General features: G+C 67.3%; 15 protein-coding genes and 1 tRNA gene. 13 read left to right on the top strand and 3 right to left on the bottom strand.

The window, feature by feature from the left end:
* The first annotated feature begins 103 nt into the window (after nt 1–103).
* The 6 genes from QRN07_RS05595 (at nt 104) to QRN07_RS05620 (ending at nt 6,085) form a co-directional block, all read left to right on the top strand.
* Nucleotides 104–1,507 carry an MFS transporter gene (locus QRN07_RS05595; protein ID WP_056595734.1) on the top strand — a complete coding sequence of 468 codons (1,404 nt, stop codon included), beginning with the start codon at nt 104–106 and terminating at the stop codon, nt 1,505–1,507.
* Nucleotides 1,508–1,602: 95 nt separating this feature from the next.
* Complete coding sequence (locus QRN07_RS05600; protein ID WP_285240574.1) at nt 1,603–2,703, top strand: Gfo/Idh/MocA family protein; 1,101 nt, start codon at nt 1,603–1,605, stop codon at nt 2,701–2,703.
* Complete coding sequence (locus QRN07_RS05605) at nt 2,700–3,644, top strand: DUF6807 domain-containing protein (protein ID WP_285240575.1); 945 nt, start codon at nt 2,700–2,702, stop codon at nt 3,642–3,644. The genes QRN07_RS05600 and QRN07_RS05605 overlap by 4 nt, the downstream gene beginning before the upstream one ends.
* 38 nt (nt 3,645–3,682) lie before the next feature.
* On the top strand, nt 3,683–4,375 hold the full coding sequence (locus tag QRN07_RS05610; protein ID WP_235504630.1) for a cupin domain-containing protein: 693 nt from the start codon (nt 3,683–3,685) through the stop codon (nt 4,373–4,375).
* Between the two features lie 40 nt (nt 4,376–4,415).
* Nucleotides 4,416–4,898 carry a cation:proton antiporter regulatory subunit gene (locus tag QRN07_RS05615; protein WP_050685267.1) on the top strand — a complete coding sequence of 161 codons (483 nt, stop codon included), beginning with the start codon at nt 4,416–4,418 and terminating at the stop codon, nt 4,896–4,898.
* A gap of 5 nt (nt 4,899–4,903) precedes the next feature.
* Entirely contained in the window at nt 4,904–6,085 is a 1,182-nt protein-coding gene (locus QRN07_RS05620) for a cation:proton antiporter (RefSeq protein WP_285240576.1), read from the top strand.
* A gap of 29 nt (nt 6,086–6,114) precedes the next feature.
* Here the strand turns inward: QRN07_RS05620 and dcd are convergent, their stop codons facing one another.
* Nucleotides 6,115–6,690: a dCTP deaminase gene (gene dcd, locus QRN07_RS05625; protein ID WP_285240577.1), complete on the bottom strand. Its 576-nt coding sequence runs from the start codon at nt 6,688–6,690 to the stop codon at nt 6,115–6,117.
* Between the two features lie 111 nt (nt 6,691–6,801).
* On the opposite strand from dcd, the gene QRN07_RS05630 reads away from it, so the two are divergent.
* A complete protein-coding gene (locus QRN07_RS05630) occupies nt 6,802–8,631 on the top strand; it encodes a CAP domain-containing protein (RefSeq protein ID WP_285240578.1) in 1,830 nt (609 codons plus the stop codon).
* A gap of 8 nt (nt 8,632–8,639) precedes the next feature.
* Here QRN07_RS05630 and QRN07_RS05635 read toward each other — a convergent pair whose 3' ends face one another.
* Nucleotides 8,640–9,101 carry an SRPBCC family protein gene (locus QRN07_RS05635; protein ID WP_285240579.1) on the bottom strand — a complete coding sequence of 154 codons (462 nt, stop codon included), beginning with the start codon at nt 9,099–9,101 and terminating at the stop codon, nt 8,640–8,642.
* A gap of 232 nt (nt 9,102–9,333) precedes the next feature.
* Here QRN07_RS05635 and QRN07_RS05640 point away from each other — a divergent pair.
* The 4 genes from QRN07_RS05640 (at nt 9,334) to QRN07_RS05655 (ending at nt 12,307) form a co-directional block, all read left to right on the top strand.
* A tRNA-Gly gene (locus QRN07_RS05640) sits at nt 9,334–9,407 on the top strand.
* 152 nt (nt 9,408–9,559) lie between these two features.
* A complete protein-coding gene (locus QRN07_RS05645) occupies nt 9,560–9,700 on the top strand; it encodes a hypothetical protein (protein ID WP_197273550.1) in 141 nt (46 codons plus the stop codon).
* Complete coding sequence (locus QRN07_RS05650) at nt 9,697–10,878, top strand: N(5)-(carboxyethyl)ornithine synthase (RefSeq protein ID WP_050685271.1); 1,182 nt, start codon at nt 9,697–9,699, stop codon at nt 10,876–10,878. The genes QRN07_RS05645 and QRN07_RS05650 overlap by 4 nt, the downstream gene beginning before the upstream one ends.
* A 178-nt stretch (nt 10,879–11,056) precedes the next feature.
* Complete coding sequence (locus QRN07_RS05655) at nt 11,057–12,307, top strand: amidohydrolase (RefSeq protein ID WP_285240580.1); 1,251 nt, start codon at nt 11,057–11,059, stop codon at nt 12,305–12,307.
* A 2-nt stretch (nt 12,308–12,309) separates the two neighbouring features.
* Here the strand turns inward: QRN07_RS05655 and QRN07_RS05660 are convergent, their stop codons facing one another.
* Nucleotides 12,310–13,692 (bottom strand): MFS transporter, encoded by a 1,383-nt coding sequence (locus QRN07_RS05660; protein ID WP_285240581.1) that lies wholly within the window; start codon nt 13,690–13,692, stop codon nt 12,310–12,312.
* Nucleotides 13,693–13,832: 140 nt separating this feature from the next.
* On the opposite strand from QRN07_RS05660, the gene QRN07_RS05665 reads away from it, so the two are divergent.
* The gene (locus QRN07_RS05665) at nt 13,833–14,687 is read left to right on the top strand and encodes a LysR family transcriptional regulator (protein ID WP_050685274.1); all 855 of its coding nucleotides are present in this window, start codon (nt 13,833–13,835) and stop codon (nt 14,685–14,687) included.
* 132 nt (nt 14,688–14,819) lie between these two features.
* A complete protein-coding gene (locus QRN07_RS05670; protein ID WP_285240582.1) occupies nt 14,820–15,134 on the top strand; it encodes a hypothetical protein in 315 nt (104 codons plus the stop codon).
* The last annotated feature ends 27 nt before the right edge of the window (nt 15,135–15,161 follow it).

Raw genomic sequence — 15,161 nt, forward strand, 5'->3', positions numbered from 1 at the left:
CTGCGGGTTAGTCCTTAACATTGCGCCGTTGCGGGCGCATAATGCCCCGGCATCGCGGGGCTGCGTCCACCTGGTGTTCGCCACGGGCGGATACGATGCAGCTATGAACAGCGCCAGCGTGTCCGGGGCACCGCACCCGTCCTCGGAACTTGAAACCGGCAGCCAGGCTTCCAGCAGGGGCCGGATTGTGGCCTGGGCGGCCTGGGACTGGGGTTCCGCTGCCTTCAACGCGGTCATGACCACGTTTGTGTTCACCGTTTATCTCACCTCGGATGCGTTCGGCGGCGAGGACCGCGCCTCGGCGGTGCTGGGCGGTGCGCTGGCCATCGCGGGCCTCGCCATTGCCCTGCTGGCCCCCGTCACCGGGCAACGCTCTGATGCCGGCGGCAGGCGAAAGCTGTGGCTGGGGGTCAACACGGCCGCCGTGGCACTGCTCACCGGGCTGTGCTTTTTTGTCTTCCCCCAGCCCGGGTTTCTGATTCTGGGCGTCACCCTGATTGCGCTCGGCAACGTCTTTTTTGAGTTTGCCGGGGTCAACTACAACGCCATGCTCGCCCAGATCTCAACGCCGAAAAACATCGGCAAGGTCAGTGGATTCGGCTGGGCCTCGGGGTACCTGGGCGGCATCGTTGCACTGCTGATCGTGCTGCAGCTGTTCGTCCAGCCCAGCTTCGAGTGGTTTGGCTCCGCCACCGCGGACGGCCTGAACATCCGGCTGGTGGCCGTGTTCTCGGCGCTCTGGTTCCTCATTTTCGCTTTGCCTGTCCTCTTCGCCGTCCCCGAGGTGCCGGCAACGGCCGCGGCGGGGCGGCTGGGGTTCCTTGCCAGCTACGGGTTGCTGTTCCGGCGGATCAAGGCCATCTACGCCACCAGCCCGCACACCATTTACTTCCTGCTCGCCAGCGCCGTGTTCCGCGACGGCCTGGCCGCCGTGTTCACCTTCGGCGGCATCATCGCCGCCGGCACCTTCGGGTTCGCATTGCCGCAGGTGATCTTCTTTGCCATCTTCGGCAACGTGGTGGCAGCCGCAGGGGCGGTACTCGGCGGCTTCCTCGACGACAGGGTGGGGCCCAAGGCCGTGATCATCGGCTCCCTGGTGGGGCTCCTGGTTGCCGGCACGCTCATCCTGGTCCTGGGCAACGCCGACCATGTCTTCTTCGGCACGGCGTGGGCAGGCAGCACCACCTTCTGGGTGTTCGGGCTGTTCCTCTGCCTCTTTGTGGGCCCTGCGCAGTCCTCGTCCCGCGCGTACCTGGCGCGGCTTGCCCCGCACGGGGAATCCGGCGAACTGTTTGGCCTGTACGCCACCACCGGCCGGGCCGTCAGCTTCCTGGCTCCGGCGCTGTTCACCCTGTGCATCGCCATCGCCACCCCGCTGGTCGCGGCCGGAGAGGCCCAGCGCTGGGGGATCCTTGGCATCATGGTGGTCCTGCTGGCCGGCCTGCTGGTACTGCTTCCCGTGAAATCGCCGGGCAAAGCGCCCATCGCCGTGGTCCCGTCGTCCTGACGCATCTCCGAACCAGCCCTTGACGGCATTACGTTATCGATCACATAATAAAGGTGATCGATAACATTCTGCTTCAATGACGAGGAGTTCCGCCCATGACACCACCCCTTCCCCGCCCCCGGGCGGGAATAGTCGGCACGGGCGGGATCGCCAACGCCCATGCTGAAGCACTGCTGGCGGGGGGCGCCGAACTGGCGGTGGCAGTGGACATCGATCCCGGCCGCGCCGCGGCCTTTGCCGAAAAGTGGGGCATCAACGCCACTGCCCCGACCCTCGCTGACGCCGCCGCCGCCGGCCTGGACTTGGTTGCAATCTGCACGCCGCCGTCGTCGCACGCCCCCCTGGCACTGGAAGCCCTGGCGCTGGGCTTGAACGTGGTCCTGGAAAAGCCGCCGGCGCTGTCGCTGCGGCAGATGGAGGAACTTGAGGCTGCGGCGCGGGCCTCGGGCCGGCAGGTCAGCTGCATCTTCCAGCACCGGTTCGGCTCCGGCGCCAGGAAACTTGCGGCCCTGCAGGAGAGCGGCGCCCTGGGCAGCCCGCTGACCGGATACTGCAACACGCTGTGGTTCCGGGACCAGGACTACTTTGATGTGCCGTGGCGCGGTAAGTGGGATGTTGAAGGCGGCGGGCCCACCATGGGGCACGGCATCCACCAGTTCGACCTGCTCCTCCACCTGTGGGGGCCGTGGCAGGAAGTCACGGCATTTGCCGGCCGGCTGGCCCGGCGCACGGAAACCGAGGACGTTTCCACCGCAATTGTCCGGTTTGAATCCGGCGCGCTGAGCACGGTCATCAACTCCGTCATCTCCCCGCGGGAGACCTCGCAGCTGCGGTTGGACTACGAAAACGCCACCGTTGAACTGGAGCACCTCTACGGCTACGACGACGCGCACTGGCGTTTCACGCCCGCCCCGGGCAACGAGCACCTGGCCGCAGCGTGGGCCGACGGCCAGCCGGTGACCCCCAGCGGACACGCCGCCCAGTACGCGCACATCGTCGCTGCACTCAGTGCGGGCACTCCGCTGCCCGTACCACCGGCCGATGCATACCGCACCATGGAACTCGCCGCCGCCATCTACGCGTCCGCCATCGGCGGCAGCACCGTTCGCCGCGGCGAAATCACGGACGGAAACCCGTTCTTCGACCGCGCCGACGGCAACCTCGAACCCTGGAAACTTGAAAAGAGCACCGCATGAGCACCTCCGCCAGCCCGTTCTCGTGGACTGACGACGGCGCCGCCGTCGAACTTTCCCTCGACGGCGTCCAGGTCCTGACCTACACCTACGCGGCGGACGACCCGCAGGTGGAGTCCCCGCGCCCCTACTTCCACCCCGTCCGGACCCCCGCCGGGGATGTGGTGACGGCGTACCGTCCGCACGACCACACCTGGCACAAGGGCATCGCCTGGTCCCTGCCGCACCTGGGGCCCGACAATTTCTGGGGCGGGCCCAGTTACCGGCGCGGCAAGGACTACCAGTGGCTGCCCAACAACGGAGCCATGCGGCACCGGGGGCCGGCCGCCGTGACGGACGACGGCGGGACGTTCCGTTTTGCCCACACCCTGGACTGGATCACGCAGCAGGACGTCATGGTGGTGGCGGAGGAGCGTTCCTTCCACGTGGTGCCCGGCCCTGACAGCAGCTACACCCTGGTGTTTGCCACGGCCATGACAAATGTTTCCGGGGCCGATATCCAGATTGGCTCCCCCACCACAGAAGGCCGCGACAACGCCGGTTATGGTGGGCTGTTCTGGCGGGGGCCCCGGGAATTTGCCGGCGGCACCATCCTGGCTCCCGGCGGCGCCACCGGAGAGGAACTGCGCGGCAAGCGCGCACCGTGGCTCTCCTTTGTGGGCCAGCACGACGAAACCTGCCGCTACTCCACCCTGGTCATGGTGGACGATCCGGCCGCCGGAAACCCCCAGCCCGAATGGTTTGCCCGGTCCGAGCCGTTCGCCTGCATGGGGCCGGCCCCGTTCTTCAGCACCGAGGTCCTGTTCGCCGCCGGCGCCACGCTGCACTTCCGCCACGCAGTGGTGATCGCCGATGGCCAGTCGGACGCCGGCCGGATTGAAGCCCTGGCCGGAACCGCGCTGGAGGCCCTGGCCGCCGGCTCAGCCGGGGGGGCGGACCGGTGACCCGGCCGCCGGTTCCAGGGTTTCCGGGCGGCACGGCCGTGACCGGCCTCCGCGTCTACGACTGGGAGGCGGCGGATGGGTTATGCGGCGGCTCACCTCACCTGCACACCGTTTCCGCCGAGGCATACCTGGTCACGGCAGGCTCGGGGGCGGTCCATACCCTGACCATGGCTGGCGCTGAAGAGCACGTCCTGGAACCGGGTTCCCTGTTGTGGTTCAGCCCCGGCACCGTGCACCGCCTGGTCAACCCGGATGGCCTCACCCTGACCGTCATCATGTCCAACGCCGGACTGCCCGAGGCCGGCGACTCCGTGCTGACCTTTCCGCGCCGGATCCTCGAGGATCCGGAGCTGTATGCCGCAGCCGCGGCCCTGCCCGCGGGCGCTGCAGACTCCGCGGTGGCCGCCGCAGCCCGGCGGCGGCGGGACCTCGCCCTGGAAGGGTACGCCGAACTGCATACATCGGTGCGGCGCGATGGACCGGCGGCCCTGACGGCCTTCCACCACCTCGCGGCAGCACTGGTGCGCCCCAAAGTGGCCCAGTGGACAAAAATCTGGGAAGACACGGTGCGCCGGCAGGTGGAGGCAACCGGGCAGGCGCTGGCAGACCTGGCTGCGGGCTCCGCTGCGCCGCTCTCCGGTTCCGCCGTGGCCACCGCCCGGCAGCGCCCGGAGGAGGGGTACGGCATGTGCGGCCGGCTGACCACGTGGGCGGATTCCCGGCAGTCCTGAATCCACCCCACAAGGGGCCGGCGCAGACTAGGCTGGACGCATGAATGTGGATGAGACAGACCTTCCCGGCCTTGGCCGACGGAAGGATTTCATGACGGCGACAGGACGCCGGATCGGTGTCGTTGAGCTGCGCGAGGGGCAAACCGAACTCATCGTTTCCACCTGGGACGATCCGGATACCTGCCAGGCCTCAATCCCGCTGACCGGCGACGAGGCCGCCACCCTGGGAAACCTCCTGGGCGGGCAGCACCTGGCCATGAAACTGACGGAAGAGCACAAGGACATTCCCGGGATCGTCACGCGGCAGTTCTCCATTACGCCGGGCTCCCCGTTCCAGAACCAACCCATGGGAAAAGCGTGCATCCGGACGCGGTGCGGCGTATCCATCGTTGCCATCATGCGGGAGGGCGAAGTCCTGCCCTCCCCCGGCCCGGATGCCATCCTCCACACCGGTGACCTGCTGGTGGCTGTCGGAACCCAGGAAGGCCTTGACTCCGCGGCCGATATCCTGCGTAACGGCTGATCCCGGTGGACCCGCTGGCCCTGACCCTCATTGAACTGGGGGCCGTTGTGTTCTGCCTGGGCCTGCTGGCCCGGCTGGCCGGACGGATCGGAATGTCACCCATCCCGCTGTACCTCCTGGGCGGCCTCGCCTTCGGTGCCGGCGGCGTCATCAAACTCGACGGCATGCACGAGTTCGCCCACCTTTCCGGCGAAATCGGCGTGATCCTGCTGCTGCTTATGCTCGGACTGGAATATACGGCGGCCGAGCTTTTCACCGGTCTGCGCAGGTCCTGGCAGGCCGGCGTCCTTGACCTGGTCCTGAACTTCCTGCCGGGCGCCGCCCTGGCCCTGCTGCTGGGGTGGGGCGGCGTAGGCGCCATGGTGATGGGCGGCGTCACCTACATCTCCTCGTCCGGCATCGCCGCCAAGGTGATCACGGACCTGGGCCGGCTGGGCAACCGCGAGACGCCGGTGGTGCTGTCCATCCTGGTGTTCGAGGACCTGGCCATGGCCGTGTACCTGCCCATCTTGACCGCCACCCTGGCTGGCGTCAGCTTCCTGGGCGGCCTGACCACCGTGGGCATCGCCCTGGCGGTGGTCACCTTCGTCCTTGTGGTGGCGCTGCGCCACGGGCACCACGTGTCCAAGGCGGTGCACAGCGAGAACTCCGAGGTGTTCCTGCTCAACGTGCTGGGGGCCGCGCTGCTGGTGGCCGGCGTCGCCTCGGCCATGCAGGTTTCCGCGGCGGTGGGCGCCTTTATGCTGGGCATCGCCATCTCCGGAGCCACCGCCCATAACGCCACCCGGATCCTTGAGCCGCTCCGGGACCTGTTTGCCGCCATCTTCTTTGTGGCCTTCGGGCTGAACACCGATCCCACGTCCATCCCGCCGGTGCTGGGATGGGCGCTGGCGCTGGCACTTGTCACCGCAGCCACCAAGATGGTCACCGGCATCTGGGCAGCCAAAAGGGCGGGCATCGCCCGGCCCGGCCGGTTCCGGGCCGGGGCAGCCCTTATTGCCCGTGGTGAGTTCTCCATCGTCATCGCCGGGCTCGCGGTCACTTCAGGCGCCGTCCCGGACGAGCTCGCGGCCCTGGCCACCGCGTACGTGCTGATCATGGCCGTGGTGGGACCGCTGGCCGCCCGCTTTGTGGAACCTTTGATGAAGGCCATCCTGGGCGGTCCCCGCGTCACCGCCAAGGCGTAGCGGAAGCCGGCGCCGGACCCGGCCGGGTCCTAAATGTCCGTGCGGTGGAAGTTCAGGTGGCTGCGGCTGGCGGTGGGACCGCGCTGGCCCTGGTAGCGGTTGCCGTATTCGCCGGAACCGTAGGGATGCTCCGCTGCGGACGTCAGCCGGAAGAAGCAGAGCTGGCCGATTTTCATACCGGGCCACAGTTTGATGGGCAGGGTTGCCATGTTGGAGAGTTCCAGGGTCACGTGGCCGGAGAACCCGGGATCGATGAAGCCTGCGGTGGAGTGCGTCAGCAGCCCAAGCCGGCCCAGGGAAGACTTGCCTTCCAGGCGGGCGGCGATGTCATCCGGCAGCGTCACCGTTTCGTAGGTGGAGCCCAGCACGAACTCGCCCGGGTGCAGGATAAATGCCTCGCCCTGCTCCACTTCCACCAGGCGCGTGAGCTCCGGCTGTTCCTCGGCCGGATCAATGTGCGCGTACTTGTGGTTGTCGAAAAGCCGGAAGAACCTGTCAATCCGGACGTCCACTGAGGACGGCTGGACCATTGCGGGATCGTACGGTTCCAGCACAATCCGCTGGGAGTCTATTTCGGCACGTATGTCGCGGTCAGAGATCAGCACGATCCCAAATTACCGTATGCATTGTTCCTGCTGCACGGCGCGGCTAATGTTGCCTCAGGATCTCAGGCGCCGGATGGTCTCCCGGATGGCCCAATTTAGCTGGGGAAAATAGTGAATAAATTCTTTGCGCCTTCAATTGTTGGCGCTTTCTGCGCCCTTGCGCTCGTTTCGTCGTCTGCAGGCCTCTCCGCCGCGCAGCTCGACGCCGGCCCCGGCACCGGCGGCCAGGTCCAGGCGCAGGACGCCCCGGCCGGGTCGACGGCGGGGCTGGAACCCGGCAGCCTGACGGGCACGGCGGCACAGCCCGCTCCCGCAGCATTGACGGTCGACGCTCCGGAAACTGCCCCGGCCGGAGAAACGGACGCTGCGGCACCTGCCCCCTTGGCACCCGACCTTTCGATGCCGGTCCTTCCCGCGGTGGACGCTCCGGACCCGGAGGCCTCAGCTCCGGACACCCCACACACGGTGCTGGCTCCCGCGTCCGTTCCGGCGGCCCCGGCCCAACCGGCCGCGCCCCAGCCGGCTGCTAAGCCGGCAACCAACCCGGTCCCGGCCCCAAAACCCGCAGCCGAGCCGGTTGTCCCGTCCATCGGCCCGCTCTGGGCACCGGACGAGGAGCTCGCCGCGAACCAGGCCCAGCGCCGCGCAGCTCCCGAGGCCACAGCCAGGAGCCTGCAAACCGAGTCACTGGTCCCGGACAGCAACGCAGCCGCGGTCCTCACGGTCTTCACAAAAATCAATGAATACCGTGTTTCGCGTGGCCTGAACCCGTTGAAATACCACGCCACCGTTGCCGGGTTGGCCCAGGAATGGTCCAACAACATCGCTTCCCGGGAGGTCATCGAGCACCGGGCAAACTTCTGGACCGATCCACGGGCCATGAACCCCAACAACGGCGCGGGTGAAGTGATTGCAATCCGTACGGACCGGGATGCCGCGCAGCTGGTGGAGTGGTGGAAAGGCTCCCCCGGCCACAACGCCATGCTGCTCGATCCCCGCTTCAACGTTATGGGCGCCGGGATCACCTACACGGACCGGCAGTACCGAATCTGGGGCGTGGTGAACTTCTTCGGCTACACCACGCTTCCGGCCGGAACCACCAACAGCCCGGGCGGCGCCGCCGTCACACCGCCGCTTCCTGCTCCTGCGCCCACCATGTGCGACGCGCCGGGCAAGCAGATGCCGCCCACCCTCAACCTGTCCGCTGCGGCCATCAAAGGCCCGGGAGACCTGGTCAGCGTCAACGCATCGGGGCAATTGGTCAACCGGGCATCGAACGGCGCCAGGTCCTACGGCGCGGCCAAGACCATCGGTACGGGATTCGGCGGTGCCAAGGACGTCTTTGTCACGGACTGGAACCGTGACGGCGCCTACGACCTGCTGGTCCAGTGGACCAACGGCAACCTGACCGTGCACCAGGGCATCCAGGCAGGCGGCTTTCGCGCCGCCGTGACAGTGGGCAGCGGCGGATGGAACACCTTGTCGCTCGCGGTGGGTGGCTGGTGTGCCAATAACCGGCTGCCCCAGATCCTCGCCCAGGACACGGCCGGGAATGTTTTCCTTTATCCCAACAAGGGCCTGGGCGACCTCTCGGCCAGGACCCTGGTGGCCACGATCAACCCCGCCCGGAAACTGTCAATGGTTGATTTCGACGGCGACGGCTTCCAGGACCTGGTCGCGGTCGCAAACGACGGCACCGCCAGGCTCTACCGCGGCTGGGGAACCCCGGCGCTGCGCGCGGAGGCCAGGCCCGTGATCGCGGCGGGGTGGCAGGACGTCACCGGGATCAGGCCCCTGCGCGGAGTAACCGGCACCAATTCCACGGGACTGGCGCTCAAACGCTCAGGTGATGTTGTCCAGTTCTGGGATGTCAGCGCGGGCCGCCTCGCATCACCGTCCAACATTCCCGGCCCGTGGGCAGGACACCGGCTGGCCCAGTAGGGCAGCAGCTAAGCGGCCGGCTGGAGCTCCATCACTGCCCGGAGGTTTTCCAGTTGCGCCACCTCGGAGCGAAGGCTGCGCTGGAGCAGCCTGCTCCGGAAAGCAGACCGGTTCAGGAACCCGAACCGGCCTTCGGGCGGAGCTTCGAGTGCGCACCGGACCCGCGTGCCGGCCGTTTCGGTGCTGAGGAAGTAGCCGCCCAGGCGGAGCGCGGGACCAGACGTGATCCGGAACTGGATCTCGGCCCCCGGCCTGGCCTCGGTAATCTCCAGTTCGGCCGGAATACTCAGCCCGGACCGCCCGGCCACCATCTGCCGGTACACGGTGCCTTTGGTGCCCTCGGAACCTTTCAGCAGGGCGACGCTCCGGACGCCGTCGCGCCACACCGGAAGGTTGGTCACGTCCAGCAGGTACAGGTACACGGACATCGCATCGCGCCTGATGAGGACCTCATGTTCTGCGGTTGCCATGGATCCTTCCCGTGATCGATGCGTGCCTGGCGGTTGACTGGCTGCGTCCCCCGACGCCGCAGCTTCCGCTTCAGGTTAACCAGCGCCGCGGTGCCCGTTCCACCTGCAGCAGGGGACGTTATGGAAGAGTTACGCAGATGACGCGCAGCCCGTGACACGGCGGGAAGGCATGGGCGGCCGGGGCCCGACATCTGCGCTAAGCTAAGTTCTGCCCCGCTGAGGCGGCGGCATTGCGGCTGTAGCTCAATGGTAGAGCGCTAGCTTCCCAAGCTTGATACGCGGGTTCGATTCCCGTCAGCCGCTCCAATCTTCCCGCCTTCACCGGCACCACGGACGACGCCGGCACCCGGCCCGGCAGCGCGGGTCACCTGCCGCCGTATGCCCGCCAGCCGGCCATTAGGTCCGCCCGTGTAGGGTCAGAAGCCAGGAACCTATTCGGTTCCGCTACAGGAGCACAAATGGCTGACAAGTCCCCGCGTCAAGCAGCATCCAAAAAATCCGGCAAGTCCATCAAGGAAAAGCGCGCAGACAAGAAGGCCGCCTCTGCGCCGGCCAGCTCCATCGACACCACCCCCGGCAAGGCAGCCAAAAAGAAGTGAGCGGCCAACAGACCCGGCTGAGCCTGGGCGTCCTGGCCTCCACGCGCAAACCCGACGAACGCCGCTTGCCCATCCATCCCCTCCATTTCGAGCGGATCGCCCCGGAACTGCGCGAACACATCATCCTGGAACACGGCTACGGCGAACGGTTCGGCGTCGGCGATGCGCACTTAGCCACCCTCGTGGGCAAAATGGTGTCACGGGAGAGGCTGCTGGCGGAGGCCGACGTTGTGCTGCTGCCCAAACCGCAACCCGAAGATCTGGCGGAACTGCGTGACGGCCAGGTCCTGTGGGGATGGCCGCACTGTGTCCAGGACCGGGCCATCACCCAACTGGCAATCGACAAAAAACTGACGCTGATCGCGTTTGAGGCCATGAACCACTGGGCCAGCGACGGCGGTTTTGGCCTGCACGTGTTCCATAAAAACAACGAACTGGCCGGCTACTGCTCGGTGCTGCACGCACTCTCGCTCACCGGTTCCACCGGCGACTACGGCCGCCGGCTCAGTGCCGTGGTGATCGGGTTCGGCGCCACCGCACGGGGCGCCGTGACCGCGCTGAACGCCCACGGCGTCCACGACGTCAAGGTCCTCACCAACCGCGGAATTGCGGCTGTGGGCGCCCCGATCCACTCGGTGAACATCGTGCAGTTCGACCACGACGACGAAGCGCCCTTCCTGAGCCAGGTCATCACCGACCGGGGCCGGCTGCCGCTGGCGCCGTTCCTGGCCGAAAGCGACATCGTGGTCAACTGCACGCTGCAGGATCCGAACAATCCGCTGACCTATCTCCGGACGGAAGACCTCGCGGCGTTCAGCCCGGGCAGCCTGATTGTGGACGTCTCCTGCGATGACGGCATGGGGTTCAGCTGGGCCCGTTCCACCACCTTCGCCGAGCCCATGTTCACGGTGGGCGACCACATCAACTACTACGCGGTGGACCACAGCCCGTCGTACCTCTGGAATTCCTCCAGCTGGGAGATCAGCCAGGCCCTGCTGCCGTTCCTCGAGCCTGTGATCAGCGGCCCGGCGGAATGGGACCGCAACGAAACCCTGGCACGGGCCATCGAAATCCGCGCCGGCGTGATCCTCAACAAGGACGTGCTCAAGTTCCAGCAGCGGGAGGCGGACTATCCGCACGCCGCCAGGAACCAGGCCGCCCCCGCCGCGCAGCCCTGACCCTGGGCCCCGGCCGCCGGCTGGTCCACGATCCGGACCGGCCGGCGCGGGCAAGGCCACACTTTTCCCTTTTCCGACGGCGGTTTTGCGATCGGTGAACGCCCAGCCTTCGGCCCGGCCTTCGCCAGCCTGCGGGCGTAGGGTCGCAAGGCAAGCGAACCCGGAAGTAAGGACTGGCATGACAAAGGTTTTGGACGACGTTGCAGGGTTGGCACAGGACCTCACCGGAGTTTACGAGGATCTGCACCGGCATCCCGAACTCTCCGGCGCCGAAGTCCGAACGGCAGGAATCGTGGCCGAACGGCTCACCGGGCTGGGCTGGGAGGTCCACGCCGGAGTGGGCGGGACCGGCGTCGTGGGTGTCCTGCGGAACGGCGACGGACCCACAGTGATGCTCCGTGCGGACATGGACGGCCTTCCCGTCCTGGAGAAGTCCGGATTGGGCTACGCCAGCACCGCGCGCGGCACCGGGCCCACGGGGGCCGATGTTCCCGTAATGCACGCGTGCGGCCACGACGTCCACGTCACCTGCCTCCTCGGCGCGGCCACCCTGTTCAGCGCCCATCGGCCGGCCTGGGCCGGAACCATCGTGGCGGTGTTCCAACCGGCCGAAGAAACCGGCGCCGGCGCCCGGGACATGGTGGCGGACGGCCTCTTTGACCGTTTCCCGGTGCCGGACGTTGTCCTGGGACAGCATGTGGCCCCGTTCCCCGCCGGTGCGCTGGGCGTGCATGCCGGACCTGCCTTCGCCGGGTCCGACAGCTTCTCGGTGACGCTGTTCGGCCGCAGCGGCCATGGCTCCCGGCCGGAAACCACCGTTGATCCTGTGGTGATGGCCGCGGCCACCATCATGCGGCTGCAGGCGCTGGTATCCCGCGAAATCGGCGGCAACGAGACAGCCGTCCTGACCGTCGGCCAGCTCCACGCCGGCACCAAGGACAACATCATTCCCGAAGAAGCCCAGCTGGGCATCAGTATGCGGACCGCGGATCCGGCGGTCCGGGAGCGGATGATCAGCGGGATGACCCGCATCATCAACGGTGAGGCGGCGGCTTCCGGCGCTCCCCTGCCGCCGGCGATCACCGCCGGGGAACACTTCCCCGTGGTGGTCAACAACCACGACGCCACGGCCCGCGTGCGGGAAGCGTTCGCCGCGGAGCTGGGTGGCGCCGTCGACCCCGGCCCCGTCACCGGCAGTGAGGACGTGGGCACCCTCGCCACAGCCGTCGGGGCTCCCCTCGTTTACTGGCTGCTGGGCGGCACCGATCCCGTGGTTTACGGCAAGGCGGTGCAGGACGGGACGGTCGCGTCCACCATCCCGTCCAACCACTCCCCGCATTTTGCCCCCGTCATCCGCCCCACGCTCGACGCCGGCATTTCGGCGCTGGTGGTGGCCGCATTCGCCTGGGTGGGCAAACCCGAGGGGTAGGGCTACGTGGCCGCCGGCCGGTCCACGATCCGGACCGGCCGGCGCCGGTCCCGCACATCCACCTTCAGGTGCAGTGAGCCCTTCCTGGCGAGCACAATCGCGACCGTCAGGGCGGCGAGCGCCGGCACGCCGCCGGAAACCAGCAACGCCACGTGCGGATCCGCATGTTCGGCGATCCAGCCGAGCATCGGCCCGCCCAGGGCCTGGCCGCCGATGAGAACCATGATGTACAGGCTCATCACACGGCCGCGGATCCCCATGTTGGAGCTGATCTGGACCAATTGGTTGGAGCCGGTCAGGAACATCAGGCACCAGAACCCGGAGAGGACCATCACGGCGCCGAACCACACCATGGATGGCATCAGCGCCGCGAGGCACAGCATGGCACCGTACATTCCGGCGCAAAACACCACCGACCGCAGCCGCAGCTGCCGCCGCCGGGTGGAGGCAACCGCGCCGACCAAGGCACCGAGCGCCACCAGTGCGTTCAGGAGTCCGTAGCCGCCGGCGCCGATGTTATAAACGTGGTCGGCGAAGGCGGCCAGGATCACGGGCAGGCTCATGGCAAACACGGCAACAAAGCCGGCCATCAGCCACGGCCAGTAGATGGTGGGCTTGCTCAACGCGTACCGAAGGCCCTGCCGGAGCATTCCCTTGCTCTTGGGTGCCGGCGCGCTGACAAACAACTGGTCCTTGCGGAGCACCAGGAGCATGGCCACCGTGGAGCAGCAGGCCACAGCATTGGCGGCGAAGGCCCAGCCGGCACCCACGGCAGTCAGGAGCAGCCCGGCCAGCGCGGGGCCGATCAGGCCGCCCAGCTGGAACGTGGTGGAGTTAACGCTGATGGCGTTGCGGAGGTACTTCGGGCCCACCAGTTCGTTGACAAAAACCTGCCGGGCCGGCTGGTCGAGGACTGTCACCAGGCCCAGGACCAGCGCAATCACGTAGACGTGCCACACGGCGATGGCGCCGGTCAGGGCCAGTGCGGCCAGCGCAGCCGCGAGGACTGCTGCCATGCTTTGGCACAGGATCAGGATTTTCCGTTTGGCGAACCGGTCGGCGACCATGCCGCCCCAGGGGCCCAGCAGGAGTGAGGGCAGGAACTGGAGGGCCACGGTGAAGCCGACGGCGGTGACCGAACCGGAGAGCTCCAGCACCAGCCAGTCCTGCGCGATCCGTTGCATCCAGATGGCTATCACGGCGATGAAGTGGCCCACGGCGAAGATGCGGAAGTTGGGCACCTGCAGCGAAATGAACGTATGCCGCCAGGGCAGCCGTTCAGCCACAACCGGAATGGGCTGGGTCCGGTCCGCCGGCGGAGCGGCTGCTGCGGAATCGATGACGGGCTGGGCGACGGTTGCCTGCGACGGCGGTGGGGGTGCCACGGAAATATCCTCGGATAGCGTGCGGGTGGGAATGCCCTTAACGTTAGGCTGGCAACAGCGATTATGGAGACGTATTGTCCCTATAACTAGTATTGCGATCCGCAATACCTCAGCCAAGCCACCTTCCCCGGAGCCGTCCCATGTTTGAACCCGCACAGCTGCGGTCCTTCCTGGCAGTCGCCGAGACCCTGAGCTTCACCAAGGCCGCCGAGCGCCTTGGCCTGGCCCAGCCCACCATCAGCCAGCACATCCGGAAGCTGGAAACGGCCGCTAAACGGGTCCTGATCAGCCGCGACACCCGCGATGTCAGGCTGACGGACAACGGGGACGCGATGGCCGGTTTTGCCCGCAACATCCTGTCGGCCCACGATGCGGCGGCGCGTTATTTTTCCGGCTCCGCCATGCGCGGCCGGCTCCGGTTCGGTACGGCTGACGACCTAGCCATTACGGGACTGCCGCGGATCCTGCGGGAGTTCCGCCAGATCTACCCCCAGATCAACCTGGAACTCACTGTGGGCCAGAGCGACCAGCTGTACCGGAAACTCAACGCCGGCCAACTGGACCTTGTCTTCGTGAAATGGGTGGCCGGAGCCAAGGACGGCACGGTGGTCCAGCATGATTCCTTTTCCTGGGTGGGCCTGGAGCAGACTGTTCTTGAGCCCGGCGCCCCGGTTCCGCTGATCGCCTATCCCTCCCCCAGCCTGAGCCGCAAGCTCGCCATCGATGCGCTTGAGGCCCACGGCCGGACGTGGCGTATCACCTGCACAACACGGCAGATCAGCGGCGTCCTGGCGGCCGTCCGGGCAGGCATCGGCGTCGCGGTAATGCCGTCCTCGCTGGTGCCAGGGGACCTGAAAATCATCACCCGCCGCTTCGACCTTCCCGCCGTGGGGGACGTGGACTTCACGCTGATCCGCAATCCACTGGCCAACTCGGAAGTGATCGATGCACTGACGTCCTCGATCGTGGGCAGGACCATCAACCGGCAGGCCTGACCCCTTGAAGCGGGAAATCCATTGATGGCACGGGCTTGCTGGCATATGCTGGGCTTTCCATGGTCAAGCAGCGGCCCTCCAGCACTACGGGCGCGCGCACCTGTTCGCTTCCGCGCCCGGGACAGGCAGCCAATGACGACCGCCAGGAACATCCAGCCCAGCCAGGCGCATGCGCGCCCGCACGCCGGGCTCCGGCACGCCGCCCGCCCGGCCGCGACCGGCACCAGGTACCCCACCACAGACAACGCCTATGTGGGCAAGCCGACCTGTGACAAGTGCCGCACCGACGAATTCATCTACCTTGAGTCCTTTATCCCGCCCTCTTACCGGCGCGACGGCAGCATCGCTGTCCTCGGCGAGGTGGCCTACACCTGCACGCGCTGCGAGGATTTTTCCGCCCACAGTGTCCCGGCCACCTGGACGCCGCCCGGCTGGTACCTGGGCTGAACCGCGGCCGGCCGTTAACCGGCAAAG

The organism is Pseudarthrobacter sp. MEB009, assembly GCF_030208875.1.
GTDB lineage: Bacteria > Actinomycetota > Actinomycetes > Actinomycetales > Micrococcaceae > Arthrobacter.

Coding starts and splice junctions, on each gene's coding strand:
- QRN07_RS05595 (WP_056595734.1), top strand. CDS start 104: ATGAACAGCGCCAGCGTGTCCGGGGCACCGCACCCGTCCTCGGAACTT.
- QRN07_RS05665 (WP_050685274.1), top strand. CDS start 13,833: ATGTTTGAACCCGCACAGCTGCGGTCCTTCCTGGCAGTCGCCGAGACC.
- QRN07_RS05605 (WP_285240575.1), top strand. CDS start 2,700: ATGAGCACCTCCGCCAGCCCGTTCTCGTGGACTGACGACGGCGCCGCC.
- QRN07_RS05615 (WP_050685267.1), top strand. CDS start 4,416: ATGAATGTGGATGAGACAGACCTTCCCGGCCTTGGCCGACGGAAGGAT.
- QRN07_RS05670 (WP_285240582.1), top strand. CDS start 14,820: ATGACGACCGCCAGGAACATCCAGCCCAGCCAGGCGCATGCGCGCCCG.
- QRN07_RS05635 (WP_285240579.1), bottom strand. CDS start 9,101: ATGGCAACCGCAGAACATGAGGTCCTCATCAGGCGCGATGCGATGTCC.
- QRN07_RS05655 (WP_285240580.1), top strand. CDS start 11,057: ATGACAAAGGTTTTGGACGACGTTGCAGGGTTGGCACAGGACCTCACC.
- QRN07_RS05645 (WP_197273550.1), top strand. CDS start 9,560: ATGGCTGACAAGTCCCCGCGTCAAGCAGCATCCAAAAAATCCGGCAAG.
- QRN07_RS05600 (WP_285240574.1), top strand. CDS start 1,603: ATGACACCACCCCTTCCCCGCCCCCGGGCGGGAATAGTCGGCACGGGC.